Annotated in this window: 18 protein-coding genes; 8 read left to right on the top strand and 10 right to left on the bottom strand. The window is 61.0% G+C overall.

Annotated features, from left to right (window positions below; genetic code table 11):
• Positions 1–72 precede the first annotated feature (72 nt).
• Positions 73–828, top strand: a complete 756-nt coding sequence (locus NKH67_RS21915; protein ID WP_352502377.1) for a DUF599 domain-containing protein — start codon at positions 73–75, stop codon at positions 826–828.
• On the opposite strand, the gene NKH67_RS21910 is transcribed toward NKH67_RS21915, so the two are convergent.
• The 6 genes from NKH67_RS21910 to NKH67_RS21885 form a co-directional block, all read right to left on the bottom strand.
• A complete protein-coding gene (locus NKH67_RS21910; protein WP_352502376.1) occupies positions 765–1,574 on the bottom strand; it encodes a YdcF family protein in 810 nt (269 codons plus the stop codon). The two genes, NKH67_RS21915 and NKH67_RS21910, sit on opposite strands and share 64 nt — an antisense overlap.
• Positions 1,575–1,602: 28 nt before the next feature.
• The gene (locus NKH67_RS21905; RefSeq protein ID WP_352502375.1) at positions 1,603–3,168 is read right to left on the bottom strand and encodes an amidase; all 1,566 of its coding nucleotides are present in this window, start codon (positions 3,166–3,168) and stop codon (positions 1,603–1,605) included.
• Positions 3,168–3,626, bottom strand: a complete 459-nt coding sequence (locus tag NKH67_RS21900; protein ID WP_352502374.1) for a GNAT family N-acetyltransferase — start codon at positions 3,624–3,626, stop codon at positions 3,168–3,170. Before NKH67_RS21900 ends, NKH67_RS21905 begins: the two co-directional genes overlap by 1 nt.
• Positions 3,627–3,633: 7 nt before the next feature.
• Entirely contained in the window at positions 3,634–3,921 is a 288-nt protein-coding gene (gene gatC, locus NKH67_RS21895) for an Asp-tRNA(Asn)/Glu-tRNA(Gln) amidotransferase subunit GatC (protein ID WP_023674910.1), read from the bottom strand.
• A gap of 75 nt (positions 3,922–3,996) precedes the next feature.
• Entirely contained in the window at positions 3,997–4,413 is a 417-nt protein-coding gene (locus NKH67_RS21890; protein WP_352471669.1) for a hypothetical protein, read from the bottom strand.
• 24 nt (positions 4,414–4,437) lie between these two features.
• Positions 4,438–5,145: a metal-dependent hydrolase gene (locus NKH67_RS21885; protein WP_352471670.1), complete on the bottom strand. Its 708-nt coding sequence runs from the start codon at positions 5,143–5,145 to the stop codon at positions 4,438–4,440.
• Positions 5,146–5,261: 116 nt separating this feature from the next.
• Here NKH67_RS21885 and ruvX point away from each other — a divergent pair, with 116 nt between their 5' ends.
• Complete coding sequence (ruvX, locus tag NKH67_RS21880; protein WP_352471671.1) at positions 5,262–5,747, top strand: Holliday junction resolvase RuvX; 486 nt, start codon at positions 5,262–5,264, stop codon at positions 5,745–5,747.
• Here the strand turns inward: ruvX and NKH67_RS21875 are convergent.
• The 3 genes from NKH67_RS21875 to NKH67_RS21865 all read right to left on the bottom strand — a co-directional run bounded on the left by NKH67_RS21875 (position 5,714) and on the right by NKH67_RS21865 (position 8,367).
• A complete protein-coding gene (locus tag NKH67_RS21875) occupies positions 5,714–6,025 on the bottom strand; it encodes a DUF6105 family protein (RefSeq protein WP_352502373.1) in 312 nt (103 codons plus the stop codon). The genes ruvX and NKH67_RS21875 overlap by 34 nt on opposite strands.
• A complete protein-coding gene (locus NKH67_RS21870) occupies positions 6,025–6,579 on the bottom strand; it encodes a hypothetical protein (protein WP_352502372.1) in 555 nt (184 codons plus the stop codon). Before NKH67_RS21870 ends, NKH67_RS21875 begins: the two co-directional genes overlap by 1 nt.
• Positions 6,580–6,738: 159 nt before the next feature.
• Positions 6,739–8,367 (bottom strand): DNA alkylation response protein, encoded by a 1,629-nt coding sequence (locus tag NKH67_RS21865; protein ID WP_352502371.1) that lies wholly within the window; start codon positions 8,365–8,367, stop codon positions 6,739–6,741.
• 155 nt (positions 8,368–8,522) lie between these two features.
• Here NKH67_RS21865 and NKH67_RS21860 point away from each other — a divergent pair, with 155 nt between their 5' ends.
• The 5 genes from NKH67_RS21860 to NKH67_RS21840 are packed head-to-tail and all read left to right on the top strand — an operon-like array spanning position 8,523 to position 12,980.
• Complete coding sequence (locus NKH67_RS21860; RefSeq protein ID WP_352502370.1) at positions 8,523–9,485, top strand: aspartate carbamoyltransferase catalytic subunit; 963 nt, start codon at positions 8,523–8,525, stop codon at positions 9,483–9,485.
• A complete protein-coding gene (locus NKH67_RS21855; RefSeq protein ID WP_352502369.1) occupies positions 9,485–10,771 on the top strand; it encodes a dihydroorotase in 1,287 nt (428 codons plus the stop codon). Before NKH67_RS21860 ends, NKH67_RS21855 begins: the two co-directional genes overlap by 1 nt.
• A 58-nt stretch (positions 10,772–10,829) precedes the next feature.
• Positions 10,830–11,417, top strand: coding sequence for a glycerol-3-phosphate 1-O-acyltransferase PlsY (gene plsY / locus NKH67_RS21850; protein WP_352502368.1), 588 nt, complete (start codon positions 10,830–10,832; stop codon positions 11,415–11,417).
• A complete protein-coding gene (gene dprA, locus NKH67_RS21845; protein WP_352502367.1) occupies positions 11,414–12,538 on the top strand; it encodes a DNA-processing protein DprA in 1,125 nt (374 codons plus the stop codon). The genes plsY and dprA overlap by 4 nt, the downstream gene beginning before the upstream one ends.
• A 46-nt stretch (positions 12,539–12,584) precedes the next feature.
• Positions 12,585–12,980, top strand: a complete 396-nt coding sequence (locus NKH67_RS21840; protein ID WP_352502366.1) for a hypothetical protein — start codon at positions 12,585–12,587, stop codon at positions 12,978–12,980.
• A 165-nt stretch (positions 12,981–13,145) separates the two neighbouring features.
• Here NKH67_RS21840 and NKH67_RS21835 read toward each other — a convergent pair whose 3' ends face one another.
• The gene (locus NKH67_RS21835; RefSeq protein WP_352502365.1) at positions 13,146–14,222 is read right to left on the bottom strand and encodes a type I restriction enzyme HsdR N-terminal domain-containing protein; all 1,077 of its coding nucleotides are present in this window, start codon (positions 14,220–14,222) and stop codon (positions 13,146–13,148) included.
• A gap of 309 nt (positions 14,223–14,531) precedes the next feature.
• Here NKH67_RS21835 and NKH67_RS21830 point away from each other — a divergent pair, with 309 nt between their 5' ends.
• Entirely contained in the window at positions 14,532–15,704 is a 1,173-nt protein-coding gene (locus NKH67_RS21830) for a TIR domain-containing protein (RefSeq protein WP_352502364.1), read from the top strand.
• The last annotated feature ends 199 nt before the right edge of the window (positions 15,705–15,903 follow it).

Genomic DNA, 15,903 nt, shown 5'->3' with positions numbered 1-15,903 from the left:
TTGTTTGCTCCGGCAGCGACATTCCAACTTCGGCCATCGAAGCATTACTGCCGCCTGTGGTAAAAGCAACGCATGAGCGATTCCTTTCACCTATCGACGGCCGACCTTGCGGCGCTGGGGTTCTTCCTTGCCGCGTGGGTGCTGCATACGCTCGCCGCCGACGGAATGCTGGTCAGCCGCATGTCGCTGACGAGGGCGATGAACGCGCAGCGCGAGGCCTGGATGCGGACCATGGCTGAGCGCGAGATCCGCATCGTCGACACCGCCATCATGAGCGGCCTGCAGCAGGGAACCGCCTTCTTTGCCTCGAGTTCGCTGATTGCGATCGGCGGCTGTTTTGCCCTGCTCGGCGCCTCCGATCAGGTTCTGACCGTGTTGACCGACCTGCCGTTTGGCGCCACGTCTTCACGCGCGGCCTTCCAGACGAAGGTATTCGGGCTGGTGCTGATCCTGGCTTTTTCCTTCTTCAAGTTCGGCTGGGCTTACCGGCTGTTCAACTATTGCTCGATCCTGATCGGCGCCGTGCCGATTCCACATGGCGAGGCGTCGCGCAATCCGGTCACCGAAACGGCGGTGTGGCGTGCCGCGCGCATGAACATGTTGGCCGGAAAGCATTTCAATTCGGGCCTGCGCGGCGTGTTCTTCTCGATTGGCTATCTTGGCTGGTTCGTCGATCCCGCGGTATTCGTCCTGTCGACGCTGCTGCTCCTGGCGGTGCTGGTGCGTCGCCAGTTTTTCTCGGCGGCGCGGCAGGCGGTGCTCGGTCAGCCGCCCGGCCCAACATCCGGCGCCGGAAAAGGCCGGTCTATCCGGCCTGACAGCCAGTAGGCAATCAGCCCGATCCATTCACGGGTCGCGATGGTTGTGGTCTGCAGTGCTTCGTTGGCATCCGTGCGGAACAGGCCGATGCCTTCCCTGCCGGAGGTGCGGTAGTCGACCGGCCACGGAACCGTCGCAAAACCGGCTTTGTCGAACAGCGCCTTGGCGCGTGGCATGTGGAAGGCCGAGGTCACCAGCAGCCAGGTCTCGCCCGGTTTTGGCGTGATCAGTTGCTTGGTGAAGACCGCATTCTCGTAGGTGTTGCGTGATTTGCCCTCAAGGACCAGCCGATCGGCCGTCACGCCGAGCGCAGTGAACAGGCGTGGAGCTGTCGCCGCATCGCCCTCGTCTTCGCGGACCATTGCAATGGGGCCACCTGAAATGACGACCCTCGCTGTCGGAAAACGCCGTGCCAGCACGGCTGCCTCGACCAATCGGTCGCCACTGGCGTTGAGTTCATAGCCACCGCGGACGAAGTTGATGGCGCTCTCCATACCGCCGCCGAGCACAACGATTCCGTCAACTCGTTCCGGCAGCGGTGGCTTGGGGAAACGCTCCTCGAGCGGATTAAGCATCACTGCGCCGAGCGAGGTCCACGCCGAGAGTGCAAGGACAAGGAATGCCAGCACGCTGCCGGTGGCAAACAGCCTCTTGCGCCCGACCAATGCCGCAAGCAATCCAGCCAGCAGCAGGATGATCGCGAGATTAAGCGGCTGGACGAAGAGCCAGAGAATCTTGGAGGCATAGAAGAACATCCCTCACCCCCTCAGATGAGAAACGATCCTACCACCATTTTTCCGGCTGAAATGTGCCGGCCGCCTGTTCGATGACGTGGGCGGTCTGGAACAGCGTTTCCTCGTCGAAAGGCCGGCCGATCAGCTGCAGGCCGAGCGGCAGCCCCTTGGCGTCGAGCCCGGCTGGAACCGCTATACCGGGCAAGCCGGCCATGTTCACCGTCACCGTAAAAATGTCATTGAGATACATCTTGACCGGGTCGGCGGCCATGTCCTCGTCGGCGATGCCGAAGGCAGCGGAAGGTGTTGCCGGCGTCAGGATGACGTCGACGCCTGCTGCAAACACATTTTCGAAGTCACGCTTGATCAGGGTTCGAACCTTCTGCGCCTGCAGATAGTAGGCATCGTAATAGCCGGCGGAAAGCACATAGGTGCCTATCATGATGCGGCGCTTGACCTCCCGCCCGAAGCCGGCGGCGCGGGTCTTTTCATACATGTCGACAATGTCCTTGCCGGGCACGCGCAAGCCATAGCGGACGCCGTCGTAACGGGCGAGGTTGGACGAGGCTTCGGCCGGCGCCACGATGTAATAGGCAGGCAGCGCGTATTTTGTGTGCGGTAGCGAGATATCGACGATCTCGGCGCCGGCATCCCGCAGCCAGGCAATGCCTTTCTGCCACAGCGCCTCGATCTCCGCGGGCATGTCGTCGACACGATATTCCTTTGGGATGCCGACCTTCATGCCTTTGATCGGGCGGCCGATCGCCGCCTCGTAGTCCGGCACCGGCAGGTCGACGGACGTCGTGTCCTTCGGGTCGACCGAAGCCATCGACTTCAACAGGATCGCGGCATCGCGGACGTCGCGCGCGATCGGCCCGGCCTGGTCGAGCGAAGAGGCGAAAGCTACGATTCCCCAACGCGAGCAGCGGCCATAGGTCGGCTTGATGCCGACTGTGCCAGTGAAGGCGGCGGGCTGGCGGATCGAGCCGCCGGTGTCGGTCGCGGTAGCGCCGGCGCACAGGAAGGCCGAGACGGCTGACGCCGAGCCCCCGGACGAACCGCCCGGCACCAGTTGGGCATTGTCCAACGTGCGCGCGGTCCTGGTGCCACCGGCCGAAACGAAACCGCCCTCGCCCTGATGTGTCGTCGGCATTACCACCGTGTCGAAGCGCGAACGCCGCCACGGATTGATGACCGGCCCGTAATGCGAGGTCTCGTTGGACGAGCCCATGGCGAACTCGTCCATGTTGAGCTTGCCGAGCATGACGGCACCATCCGCCCACAGATTGGCGGTGACCGTCGATTCGTAGCGCGGTTTGAAGCCGTCCAGCACATGGCTGCAGGCCTGGGTGTGGACGCCTTCGGTGCCGAACAAATCTTTGATGCCGAGCGGGATACCCTCGAGCGACCCGCCCTCGCCCTTGGCCAGTTTCGCGTCGGAGGTCTTGGCCATGTCGCGCGCCTTGTCGTCGGTGACCACGACGTAGGCATTGAGCGCCGGATTGGCTCGCTCGACCGCCGATAGATAAGCCTCGGTGATTTCGGTGGCTGTGATCTCCCTGGAGCGCAATTTGGCGCGGGCCTGCGAAATCGTCAGCTGGGTAAGGTCGCTCATCAGGCAAGGCTCTTTTCGTAAAACACCGACCACTCGGAATCGGGATAATCCAGTACCGGGCCGCAGCGCGAAAAACCGGCGCGTTCGTAGACGGTCCAGGCGGCGGGATGACGGTCGCCCGTCTCCAGCACCAGACGCTTAAGCCCTTCTTGGCGCGCCAGCGCCTCGATACGCTCGACAATCTTCGCGCCGATCTTGTGGCCGCGATGCGACGGTCGCGTATACATGCGCTTGACCTCGCCTACGACAGCATCGTGGCGCTTCAGTGCGCCGCACCCGATGGCAAGGCCGTTGTCGCGGGCGATGAAGACGGTCGTGTTGCGGTCCGCCATCTGCTCGACCGTCAAGTGGTAGCAATGCTCTGGCGGCGTCAGCTCCAGCAATGTGGCGTTGAGCTCCTCGATCAGCCCACGCACATCGTCCTGCAGCGGCGTCTCAGCCGCGATGTCGATTGCCATCGGTCTGCTACTCCACGACCTTCGGCACAAGGAAGAAATTTTCTTCGGTCGCCGGTGCATTGGCGACGATGTCGGCTGCCTTGCCGCCGTCGGTGACGACGTCCTGGCGCTTTTTCATCGCCATCGGCGTGACCGAGGTCATCGGCTCGACGCCGGAAACATCGACCTCGTTCAACTGCTCGACAAAGCCCAAAATGGCGTTCAATTCGCCGGTCATGCGCTCTGCATCCTCCTCGCTCACCGCAATACGGGCAAGATGCGCGACGCGCTTCACAGTTTTTATATCAACGGACATGTTTGTGCCTCGGGAAAACCAGCGCTATAGCGGCGCGGCGCGTGCCACGCAACATGCATCGTGCCTTCAACTGCCCTATGGCATCGCCACGCCGTCGCAGAGGAAATAACTGCCGCCGTTGCCGCTCTGCTCGCCTTCGTCGGCGGCAGGCCGAACCGATACCAGGTCGATCTGCTTCGGGCTCATCTGTGTCAGTGAGAGAACATCGGGAAAGACGTAGCCCGGCTCCTGGCATATAGCGGTCACCGCCCAGCTCGGTGAGCGTGTCGCTTTGGTGATCTGCAGGAATTCACAATTATATTCGATGCTTTCCAGGCCATTTGCCGACAGCACGATATTGCCGCCCTCGATCACCGTCTGCAGCGTATCCTTTTTGGCCTGCGCGCAGAGGTCCTCCGATTGCAGATAGACGCCCTCGATGAAATTTTCCGCGGCCAGCGTCGGCGACGCGGCAACCAGCATTGAAATGCAAAGAGAATTTCTCAAGCGCATCGTATCGTTCCGGACCGGCTTTCTTTACAGCGTAATCGTCTCGCCGATCTTCGGCAACGCAACTTTCACACCCGATCCATCCAGCCCGGCCACGAATTTGTCGGCGGTCTGATCGATCATCGGAAATGTGCCGAAGTGAGCGGGAACGACCGTCTCGAACTTGAAGAAACGCTGGCAGGCAAGGGCTGCTACCGCGCCACCCATGGTGAAGCGGTCGCCGATCGGCACGATGCCGATCTTCGGTTCGTGCAACTCGTTGATCAGCGCCATGTCGGAAAAAATGTCGGTGTCGCCCATATGATAAAGCGTCTTGTCCTCGGGAAAGTGCAGGACGAGCCCGCCCGGATTGCCGAGATAGGTATTCTGGCCACCCTCGCCCGGAAAGGACGATGAATGCAGAGCCTGAACGAAGGTGGTGGTGAAGCCGCCGCAATCGACGGTGCCGCCGATATTGCCGGGATTGATCTGCTTGTCACCGACACCCTTGCCGACCAGGTACATGCAAATCTCGAAATTGGCGACCAGCATCGCGCCGCTCTTCTTGAGCACTTCGACGGCGCCGCTGATGTGGTCACTGTGGCCATGGGTGAGCAACACGTGCGTGATCCCTTCGGCCGGCCCTTCCCAGCCGCCCGCCCATGACGGATTGCCGACCAGATAGGGGTCGATGAGGATTTTCGCGCCTTCGATTTCGATTCTGAATGCCGAATGTCCGTACCAGGTCAGTTTCATCAATGCTTTCCTCGATTTTTGCTTCGGTAGAGGATAGAACGCCGACGGCGAAATTAAAGTGCCGCGCACGCTTTGCGCGTATAGGACGTGCGGCGTCGCGGTCAAAGGAAAAGCCGTTGGGCATCATCACCATCGAGGAGTTGCCGGCCCGGCTGGGCGGCGGCAAGACCCTGGCCGGTCTCGACCTTGGCGACAAAACGATCGGCGTGGCGGTTTCGGACCGCGGCTTGTCGTTCGCGCACCCGCGCCCCGTCATCATGCGCAGGAAATTCTCGCTCGATGCCGCAGTGCTGCTCGCCCTGTTGCAGAAGGAGAATGCCGGCGCCGTGGCAATCGGCCTCCCCATCAACATGGACGGCTCGGAAGGCCCGCGCGCCCAAAAATCCCGCGCTTTCGTCCGCAACATGGCTGGATTGACCGATCTGCCGTTCGTCTTTTGGGACGAAAGGCTGTCGACGGTGGCGGCCGAGCGAACACTGATCGAGATGGATTTTTCCCGCAAGAAACGCGCCGGCAAGATCGATTCAGCGGCGGCCGCTTTCATCCTCCAGGGCGTTCTCGACCGGCTTCAGGCGCTCGGCGTCGATGCCTGGTCGAAATAGCGGTTGCGCATCGCCGTGATCCAGCCACCAATCGTCTTGCGGCGGCGAAATGCCCAGAACACCACCAGCAGCACGCCGTCGAATACGCAAGCTTTCGCCACCATGCCCGGAATGAGCGCCGGATCGACGCCCAGCATCTGTCCATAGAGCTGGAAGACGAGATCGTGTAATTGGCGGCTCAGCATGACATAGCCGAAATTGATGTCGTTGAGCGACAGAAAGAACCAGCCCCAAAACAAGAGGAGCGGAGCCGCCCACAGCGCGAACAAGGTGCGCATCAGCGGTCATCCCTCGAATCCAGCCGGCCGGAAATGCGGGCAAGCGAGGAATTATGCGCCGCTGCCTTGGCCATGACATGCGCGGCCGCTCGGATTTCGCCGGTCCCTGGAGCTGCCGCGGCAACGGTCGACCGCCGCTCCGCGAGCACCGCGACATAGGACGCCAGAAGTGCTGCCAATTGCACCGCGACAATCATGAACAGCCCATTGATGCCTTGCGCGGCGCCGCCGATGACGATCAGCGACAGCACGCCTAAGGCGGAAATGAAGGCGATTCGCATGACGCTGTCGGCGGAATCCGGGTTGGTCGTGTCGCTGGTCAGTGCTTCAACAAAGGCCCAGCAGAACAGCGCCGCGACGACAAGCAGTGCCACGGCGAGCGGCGCCACGACGACGGCGTTTTCGAGATCGGCAAATCGAGTGTTCTGGACGGGAACGCCCAGTACGCCAAGGGCCGTCGCCACGCCTCGATTCCCGTCGATGCAAATGAACGCCAGCAGGGCGAAAACGGCCGCCCAATGCAATGCCAGAAAAGAGCTCAGAATATGCCGCATGACGCTCCTGCTTCGCAGGGCAAAGCCGCTCAAGCTGAACAATCCTTGCCTTAACCATAACACTGGGCTTTGCCACCGGCCGCCGCAATAGAAACCATTCGTTAAGGTTAACGGCCATCCACAGGGTCGCGAGAGCGGCAGCGAATTGGGCGACGGCCCTTAGTTGATCGGCGGGTAGAGCGTATCGATGATCATGCGCGCATCATGGCGGGAATCGATCATGCCATAGGTATTGCGCCACTGGCCGGCGAGGCGCGTTTCGACGAAGGCGTCGGCGATCCGCCCTGCCCCCAACCTGCGAAGCTCTGCCGCCGCCGCCGACAATGCCAATTGCTCGGTCAAGAGCCGCGCCGAGCCCTCGTCGGTTGCAGCGACCTGCATTGCCGCTTTGAGCACGCCGACGGTGCCGCGTCCGCCGGCGCCGAGATCGCGGTCGATGCCGGCCAGCACGTCATCGAACAGGCCGGGTGCACGCCCCAGCACACGTAGCACGTCGAGCGCCATGACGTTGCCGGATCCCTCCCATATCGCGTTGACCGGAGCTTCGCGATAGTAGCGGGCGAGCGGCCCCTCCTCGACATAGCCATTGCCGCCGAGGCACTCCATCGCTTCATAGAGCAGCGGCGGCGCAATCTTGCAGACCCAGTATTTGACGACCGGCGTCATGGCGCGCGCGAAGGCCGCCTCGCCGCGGTCGCCGGCCGCCTCGTCGAAGGAGCGCGCCAGCCGGAACGACAGCGCAGTAGCGGCGGCAACGTCGAGCGCCATATCGGCCAGCACCCGCTGCATCAGCGGCTGCTCGACCAGATTGGTTCCGAACACCTTGCGGTGGCGCGTGTGGTGGACGGCCTCGGCCAGTCCGGCCCGCATGATCGCCGATGAGGCGACGGCACAGTCGAGCCGCGTCAGGGTCACCATGTCCATGATCGTCTTCACGCCCGCGCCGGGCTCGCCGACCATCTCGCCGATGGCATTGACGAATTCCACCTCCGACGAGGCATTGGATCGGTTGCCGAGCTTGTCCTTCAGCCGTTGAAAACGGAAGCCGTTGCCGGATCCGTCGCCGAGCAGGCGGGGAACGAGAAAGCACGACAGTCCCTCCGGCACCTGTCCGAGCACCAGGAAGGCATCCGACATCGGCGCCGACATGAACCATTTGTGGCCGGTCAGGCGATAAAACCCGCTGCCGGCGCGCTCGGCCCTGGTGACGTTGGCACGGACATCGGTGCCGCCTTGCTTCTCGGTCATGCCCATGCCGAGCGTCAGCCCGGCTTTTTCGACCGGAGGCTTCTGGCTTTGATCGTATTTGCGCGTCGTCACCCGAGGCGCCCATTCGCGAAACAGCTTCGGGCTGGCCATCAGCGCTGCCAGCGAAGCGCTGGTCATGGTGATCGGGCAGAGATGTCCGGTCTCGAGCTCAGCCGTGAGGTAAAAGCGTGCAGCGCGCACCTGGTGGCGCCGGCCGATCTCGGCGTCGCCATTCTCCCAGACCGACGAATGCAGCCCGTTGGCGACCGAGCGGCGCATGAGCGCGTGATAGGCGGGATGGAACTCGACCTGGTCGATGCGCCGGCCCTGGCGGTCGTGGGTCCTGAGCTTCGGCGTCTCGACATTGGCAAGACGGGCCAGTTCCTGCGCCTCATGGGTCAGAACGAAACGGCCAAGCCCGTCGAGGTCCTTGCGCACCGGATCGGAAAAGCGCTCGGCTAGCTGGATCAGCAACGGATCGCCCCGCCAGGCGTTGCCGCCGGCCAGCGGCGGCGGCTGGTTGGTCACGTCGTCGGTCACGCTTCGTCCTTATCACCTGAAGTCTGCGAATCCAAAGTCATCGCGGTTTATAGCCTATGGCCGGCGGCGCGCGACGAAAATACCGGGGAGAACCAATCCAATCCCAAGCCGGTGCTTGCAGCCGCGGAGCCTCCCCCCTATAGCAGCGACTTGAGATGACCGACGCATCGTCCCTGCCGCTTTATCCCCACCGCCATCTTCTGGGCATCCGCGATCTTTCCCCTGCCGACATCGAGCTTCTGCTCGACCGGGCGGACAGGGCCGTTGCCATCTCGCGGCAGTCGGACAAGAAGACATCGACGCTGCGCGGCCGCACCCAGATCAATCTCTTCTACGAAGCCTCGACCCGTACGCAATCGTCATTCGAGCTGGCCGGCAAACGGCTCGGCGCCGACGTCATGAACATGTCCGTAGCGAGTTCGTCGGTGAAAAAGGGCGAGACGCTGATCGATACGGCGATGACGCTGAATGCCATGCGTCCCGACATATTGATCATCCGCCATCAATCGGCCGGCGCGGCAGCACTTCTTGCCCAAAAAGTTGGCTGTTCGGTGGTCAATGCCGGCGACGGCGCCCATGAGCACCCTACCCAGGCGCTGCTCGACGCACTGACCATCCGCCGCGTCAAGGGTCCGCTGTCGAAGCTGATCGTGGCGATCTGCGGCGACATCCTGCATTCGCGCGTGGCCCGCTCCAACATCATCCTGCTCAACGCGCTTGGTGCCCAGGTCAGGGTCGTCGCCCCTTCGACGCTTTTGCCCGCCGGCATCGAGAGGATGGGCGTCATCGTCACACGTTCCATGGCCGAGGGTCTGAAGGACGCCGACGTGGTAATGATGCTGCGCCTGCAGCGCGAACGCATGGAAGGCGCTTTCGTACCGTCGGTGCGCGAATATTTCCGCTATTTCGGCCTCGACGCGGAGAAGCTGAAGGCGGCCAAGGACGGTGCGCTGGTCATGCATCCCGGCCCGATGAACCGCGGCGTCGAGATCGCCTCCGAGATCGCCGACGGCCCGCAAAGCGTTATCCAGGAACAGGTTGAGATGGGCGTCGCCGTGCGCATGGCGGTTATGGAAGCGCTGCTCGACCCCCGTCGAAATCACGAGGGCCGCGCCTGATGAGCATAACGGTCTTCCACCGGGCTCACATCGTCGACCCGTCGCGCGGCGTCGATGAGGTCGGCACCGTCATCGTCGAAGGCCGCAAAATCGTTGCCGCCGGCAGGGCGGCCTTGAACCAGGGCGCGCCCGAAGGCGCCACCATCATCGACTGCGCCGGCAAGACTATCGTCCCTGGATTGATCGACGCGCGCGTCTTCATCGGCGAACCCGGCGGCGAACACCGGGAGACCATTGCTTCGGCGAGCATCGCTGCGGCGGCCGGCGGCGTCACCTCAGTCATCATGATGCCCGATACCGACCCGGTGATCGACAATGTCGCACTGGTCGAGTTCGTGCTGCGCACCGCCAAGGACACCGCAATCGTCAACATCTTGCCGGCAGCAGCGATCACCAAGGGGCTGGAAGGCCGCGAGATGACCGAATTCGGCCTGCTGCGCGAAGCCGGCGCGGTCGCCTTCACCGATGGCCGGCATTCTATTGCCAGCGCGCTGGTGATGCGCCGCGCGCTGACCTATGCGCGCGATTTCGGTGGCGTCATCGCGCATGAAACCCAAGACGCCGACCTCGCTTTGGCAGGCGTGATGAACGAAGGCCTTTACGCAAGCTGGCTTGGCCTTGCCGGCATTCCGCGCGAAGCCGAATCGATCCCCCTGGAGCGCGATCTCGCGCTGGCTCGGCTGACCGGCGGCGCCTATCACGCTGCCAAGATTTCGACGGCTATGGCGGCAAACGCGGTAGCGCGCGCAAAAGCCGATGGCGCCAACGTCACCTCAGGCGTGTCGATCCACAATCTGTCGCTCAACGAGAATGATGTCGGCGAGTACCGCACCTTCTTCCGGCTGACGCCGCCGCTGCGCGCCGAGGAAGATCGGCTGGCGATGATCGAAGCGATCAAGGACGGCACCATCGACCTCATCGTCTCCTCCCACGACCCGCAGGACGTCGACACCAAGCGCCTGCCCTTTGCCGATGCCGCGGCCGGCGCCATCGGGCTGGAAACGCTGCTAGGCGCAGCGCTGCGGCTCTATCACAATGGCGACCTGACGCTGCTCCGGCTAGTCGAGACACTCTCGACCGCGCCGGCAAGATTGTTCGGCCTGCCCGGCGGCACGCTGAAACCGGGGGTATTGGCCGACCTTGCGCTCGTCGATCTGGACGAGCCATGGGTCGTCAGCGAGAGCGGCATCCGCTCACGCTCGAAAAACACCTGTTTCGAAGGCGCGCGACTGCAAGGCAAGGTCTTGCAAACAATGGTGGCGGGCCGCACAGTGTTTTCGGCCTAGGACGAAAACAGGCGTCACGGCTTAAAATCCGCTCAGCCAAGGAAAGTTCGGGGGAACAATGGCTTACAGTCCCGTCTTGGCATTGGTGTTCGGCTATCTTCTCGGCTCGATCCCGTTTGGCCTGCTGATCACCCGTGCCGCCGGCCTCGGCGACGTGCGCAACATCGGCTCCGGCAACATCGGCGCCACCAATGTGCTGCGCACCGGCAACAAGAGCTTGGCCGCGGCCACGCTTCTGCTCGACGCCCTTAAAGGCACCGCGGCGGTGGTGATCGCAGGCCGCTTTGCGCCCGAGCTCGGACTTTGGGCCGGCTTCGGCGCGTTTTTAGGTCATCTCTTTCCGGTCTGGCTCGGCTTCAAGGGGGGCAAGGGTGTCGCCACTTACCTTGGCGTGCTGATCGGCCTTGCCTGGCAGGCGGCGCTGATCTTCGCCGTCGTCTGGCTGGCGGTGGCTTTCCTGTTCCGCTACTCCTCGCTCGCCGCGCTGACGGCAGCAGTCGTGGTGCCCATGGCACTGTATTTCCTGAGCACGCCGCAGATTGCCGGGCTTTTCGCGGCGATGAGCCTAATCGTCATCGTAAAGCACCGCGCCAACATTGCGCGGCTGCTTGCCGGCACCGAGGGTAAGATCGGGGCCAAGGAGTGAGCGAGCCCGACGCTGGGCCGCGCCTCAGCGACCGGCAGCGGCTGAGCTGGCTTCGTCTGATCCGCACGCCGAATGTCGGCCCGGCTTCCTTTCGCGACCTGATCAACCGGTTCGGTTCGGCCGAAGCAGCGCTATCGATGCTGCCCGAGCTGATGATTTCGGGTGGCGCCAAAAAAATCGTCCGCATCCCGTCCATTGCCGAGACCGAGGCGGAGTTGGAGACCGCCCGGCGGGCTGGCGCCCGCTTCGTCGGCATCGGCGAAGCGGATTATCCGCCGCTGATGAAAAGCATGGATCATCCGCCGCCGCTGCTCGCGGTCAGGGGCAATAGCGCGGTGTTCCGCTTGCCAGCGGTCGCCATCGTCGGCGCCCGCAACGCATCGCTGGCGGGCATCAAGATGGCGCGAATGCTGGCGGCGGATCTCGGCCGCGACGGCTATGGCATCGTCTCCGGCCTGGCGCGCGGTATCGATACGGCCGCGCACCAGGGCAGCCTTGCGACTGGCACAATCGGCGTGCTCGCCGGCGGCCTCGATTTGCCCTACCCGCCCGAAAATGCCGGCCTGTGCGACGAGATCGCCGAGCGCGGCGGCGCCGTCATTTCCGAAATGCCGTTTGGCTGGCAGCCGCGCGCACAGGATTTTCCGCGCCGCAACCGGCTCGTCGCCGGTGCTGCATTGGGATTGGTGGTGGTCGAGGCCGCACAGCGCTCCGGCTCACTGATCAGCGCCCGGCTTGCCGGCGAGATGGGCCGGCTGGTTTTCGCCGTTCCCGGTTCGCCGCTCGATCCGCGCGCCGCCGGCACCAATGGCCTGCTCAAGGACGGCGCCATCCTTGTCACCGAGGCCGCCGATATCACCAGTGCGATAGCGCCGCTGGTCGGCGGCTGGTCGCCAAGGACATCGCCGCTTGAAGAGCCGCCCGACTTTTCAGCAACACCGCCGCCGCGCGAGGACGACCGCGACCGCGTCGTCGAGGCGCTCGGCCCGACGCCGGTAGCAGTCGACGAGATCATCCGTCACACCGGCCTGCATCCCGCTCAAGTGTTCATGGTGCTGCTGGAGCTCGACCTCGCCGGACGGCTCGAACGCCATCCCGGCGGCAACGTCTCGCTGATCTGACCGAGAGCTTGCGCATGTCACCGCAAGCAATCCCGACGTGATTCCGATGGCCGATCCGAGCAACAAACCAAAGCAGATGCTGTTCACTCGTATGACGGCCCTCGTCTGGTCAGCGCTGAGTGTCATGCTGGCGCTGCAATGGTCGATGGATCTCGGCATGTCGGGTTTTCCCGACGGCTACATAACGCCCTTCGCAAGAGCGACCAGCACGCTTCTGGGCATTCTGACGGCAGCCTGCATGGCCCAGGGTCTCTACTTTTTCCTGGCCGGTGTGTTCGGCAGGAAGGTAAGCGCCGTCGGTCTTTGCCTGCAAATCCTTGCCGCAGCGGTTCTCACCGTGGTGCCAGTGCTTATCGTGAAGGAATGTCCGAATTCACAGCTGTGCAGCAGAGCCTATGAGGCACTCACCGGCACGATGATGGACGATGGGGTGGGCGGCTAGCGGAAGACTCCGCGCCGGCAACGCCGCAGGCCCAGAGAGAAACCTCGCGTTGACGGCATGTTCCACATGTCGTCGATCTCCTGCAGTCCCACCATATGCGCTTGCCGGACGGCACTGAACATAGTGTGCCGGACTCTTGCTAAGCAGCACAGAGAATGCAGAGGGTCAGGAAACTATCGATGGTGCGGCGATAGCTCCAGCAAGGTATTCCTTCGCGGTCGCTCGCAAGCGATCGGCGTGATCGTAGATTTCGTCCAACGAGTCGATCTTGACTTTGTCTTCCTTCTCGCCATCGAAAAGCCCGAGATATTTTACGGTCCTGTTGAACCATAGTCGGGCCAATGGCTTGCGATTGTTGTTGTCGACAAGGATACCGCAATAGCTCTTCTGGTCGCGCATGATTACCCTTGCCGGTTTCAGAAGGTCGCGAACGATTGCGCGGACGACCATAAACCCCTCGCGTTCGTCCTCAGTGGTGACGACTTCTTCTTCGGCGCCAATTCCGTCCGTGCCAATCTCCGAAACCTCAGTTTCAGCCAATGCAGTGGATAGACGCGACTGGACGGATTCCCGAACAATCTCGCGAAAAGCTGCTTTGACCATAGGTGTGAATTGCTCCTTAACTTGGCCCGTGAATCGACCCTGGTAAAGTCCAACTGTCACCATCCGAACAAAATCCTCAGGCGGATTCTCCATCACACTCCCAATCTCTTTCTTGATTGCAGAAGTGTATTTCAATCGATGAGCGGACTGGAGGATTCCATCTACGTTGAAATCAGCTTTCGCGAATTTCTTCAGTTCTGATGTCAATTGACCTTGTAGGTCTGACAGGTCGAATGTGAGGAACGGACGATCATCGAGCTTGTTCGGTGCAACCAGGTCGGTGTGGAAGTGAAAGGCGCGGCCATTTGTCAGGATAGCAAATTTGGCGTTGGTGACGGAAAAGTATCGGTACAGCTGCGCGAGATGCACTCGATCGAGTACCGTGGTGATCGGTTTGCATTCGACAAGAATCCTGATCTCCCCGTCGATTTTGATGGCGTAGTCTACTTTCTCCCCTTTCTTTCCAACTGCGTCGGCGCAGAACTCGGGGATGACCTCATCAGGATTGAAAACGTCGTAATCTAAAGCTGCCAAAAACGGCAGTACTATTGCCGTCTTTAAGGCCTCCTCGGTAAGCATTGCGCTGGAATGCGTTTTAATACGGTCGGCCAGAACACGGAGTTTTTCTTCAACACTCATAATCCCCTCCCTCGAATGTTGACGGAGGATCGTGCAAAAGAGCCGTTTGCGCAAGTCGATCTGAGCTTTAGGGGCTTGCAGCGTGCTAGATAGGTGAAACGTCCGTTGCCGCATGCCCATCGGCGGTCAACCGTTTCGCCGCCTGGCAAGCATTCGACAATATGCTCCCGCCAACCATTGAGTCCGTCCAAAGAACTTTTTGAAGCCTGCGCTGGTCGCATTTTTGGTCGCCGGCGCTCGGGTTCGCCGCCTAGATTCCGGTGGGTCGCACCCCTATAATTTCGACGATTCGCAAGGGAGGACTGGCTATTGGACAGCACTTTTCAAGTTTTCATTAGCTATGCCAAGCCGGATCGCGAGGCCGCCGGTGAGTTGTACGACTGGCTTAAGCAAAACGGTTTTGACAGCTGGATCGACTTCAAGAAAATCAAGGGTGGGCAAAATTGGGATTTTGAAATTAAACGCGCCCTGGATAGATCAGGCATTATAGTAATTCTTTGGTCGAAAAATTCTCGCGACCGCAGAGGTTATATCCAACGGGAGCTAAGAATTTCCTTGGACAAATACCAAGAGAAGTTGATTGATGACATTTTTATTATACCTGTAATTCTTGACGAAAGTCCTATTCCTGACCAACTGAAGGGTATTCAAGCTTTGTTCGCCATCCAATCTGGCTTCAAAGAGGCGTTATCCGACGCGATAGCGCACCAGATCGAGCGATTGGGTGGTGAGCGGGAGCGCGTGCAGTTGGATCAGGAAATCACCTGGCACCCCACTTTGATAAAGGAAGAGTGGGAGGGAATGCCCGGTTATTCCGTTGAACTTCAAATATTAGAATTCTCCTCCACGACAATTCCAAACATCATACAAATCGGCCAGCATGTTAAAGGTGTATTGCTCGAACACTTATTTTCCAATCGCCGAACTAAATTCGAGCAGGACTCAGCTTCTTACAATTATGCCCAGGATAAATGGTCTCGGACGAACACTTTCGATGCCCGCTGCGGTGACCCCGTGTTTTGCCACAAGGTCCTGACCCTTCTATATCGCATTAATTGGTATGGTGCCGGGGCAGCGCACGCTACGCACGGCCATAGAACTTTGGCGTTTCTGCTCGAACCACTTATCAGAATCGAATCGCTCGAAAGCATTTTCGTTACGCCAGACCTGGCGTTTCCAATTTTACAGAAGGAAATCCGTAAGCGGCTGGTAAATTACAATCCGGGGGGAAACAAGGAGCCAGAGCCCGGCGAAACGGTCGGTCTTGAGGAGGAGTGGGTAAACGGGGGAACTGAGAAGTGGTCCGACTTCGGATCATTCGCTTTCAGCGAGAACAGCCTTGATATTCACTTCTCCTCCTATCAAGTCGCGTCCTACGCAGATGGCACGCCTCACGTCTCAATTCCTTATCCCCTAATCGTAAAAATGATGCGCCAAGAGTATATCATCGCCCTCAACCTGACGAGATACACCTACGACTAGCGCCGCTCTGCCGTGAGCCATCTCGGCAGCTCGCCTGAAGTTGTTACCTATTCGCCATTGAGATCCGCAAATTCAGCAAGACCGGCAGAAAGCTAAACTATTGATTTTGCGCGGCCTGAGACATAGGTGACGTTTTGTACCGGACACATGGGTAACACTTTTGGCTTTTGGCCGGAGGTGTTGATGCCGTGGAGAGAGT

This window comes from Mesorhizobium sp. M0968 (genome assembly GCF_040319065.1).
GTDB lineage: Bacteria > Pseudomonadota > Alphaproteobacteria > Rhizobiales > Rhizobiaceae > Mesorhizobium.
The sequence above is the reverse complement of the archived record's forward strand: the minus strand, read 5'-3'. Positions and strand labels throughout refer to the sequence as shown.

Coding starts and splice junctions, on each gene's coding strand:
- NKH67_RS21910 (WP_352502376.1), bottom strand. CDS start 1,574: ATGTTCTTCTATGCCTCCAAGATTCTCTGGCTCTTCGTCCAGCCGCTT.
- NKH67_RS21885 (WP_352471670.1), bottom strand. CDS start 5,145: ATGAAACTGACCTGGTACGGACATTCGGCATTCAGAATCGAAATCGAA.
- NKH67_RS21855 (WP_352502369.1), top strand. CDS start 9,485: ATGAGCATAACGGTCTTCCACCGGGCTCACATCGTCGACCCGTCGCGC.
- NKH67_RS21840 (WP_352502366.1), top strand. CDS start 12,585: ATGGCCGATCCGAGCAACAAACCAAAGCAGATGCTGTTCACTCGTATG.
- NKH67_RS21860 (WP_352502370.1), top strand. CDS start 8,523: ATGACCGACGCATCGTCCCTGCCGCTTTATCCCCACCGCCATCTTCTG.
- NKH67_RS21915 (WP_352502377.1), top strand. CDS start 73: ATGAGCGATTCCTTTCACCTATCGACGGCCGACCTTGCGGCGCTGGGG.
- NKH67_RS21835 (WP_352502365.1), bottom strand. CDS start 14,222: ATGAGTGTTGAAGAAAAACTCCGTGTTCTGGCCGACCGTATTAAAACG.
- NKH67_RS21890 (WP_352471669.1), bottom strand. CDS start 4,413: ATGCGCTTGAGAAATTCTCTTTGCATTTCAATGCTGGTTGCCGCGTCG.
- NKH67_RS21875 (WP_352502373.1), bottom strand. CDS start 6,025: ATGCGCACCTTGTTCGCGCTGTGGGCGGCTCCGCTCCTCTTGTTTTGG.
- NKH67_RS21900 (WP_352502374.1), bottom strand. CDS start 3,626: ATGGCAATCGACATCGCGGCTGAGACGCCGCTGCAGGACGATGTGCGT.
- NKH67_RS21905 (WP_352502375.1), bottom strand. CDS start 3,168: ATGAGCGACCTTACCCAGCTGACGATTTCGCAGGCCCGCGCCAAATTG.
- plsY (WP_352502368.1), top strand. CDS start 10,830: ATGGCTTACAGTCCCGTCTTGGCATTGGTGTTCGGCTATCTTCTCGGC.
- gatC (WP_023674910.1), bottom strand. CDS start 3,921: ATGTCCGTTGATATAAAAACTGTGAAGCGCGTCGCGCATCTTGCCCGT.
- NKH67_RS21870 (WP_352502372.1), bottom strand. CDS start 6,579: ATGCGGCATATTCTGAGCTCTTTTCTGGCATTGCATTGGGCGGCCGTT.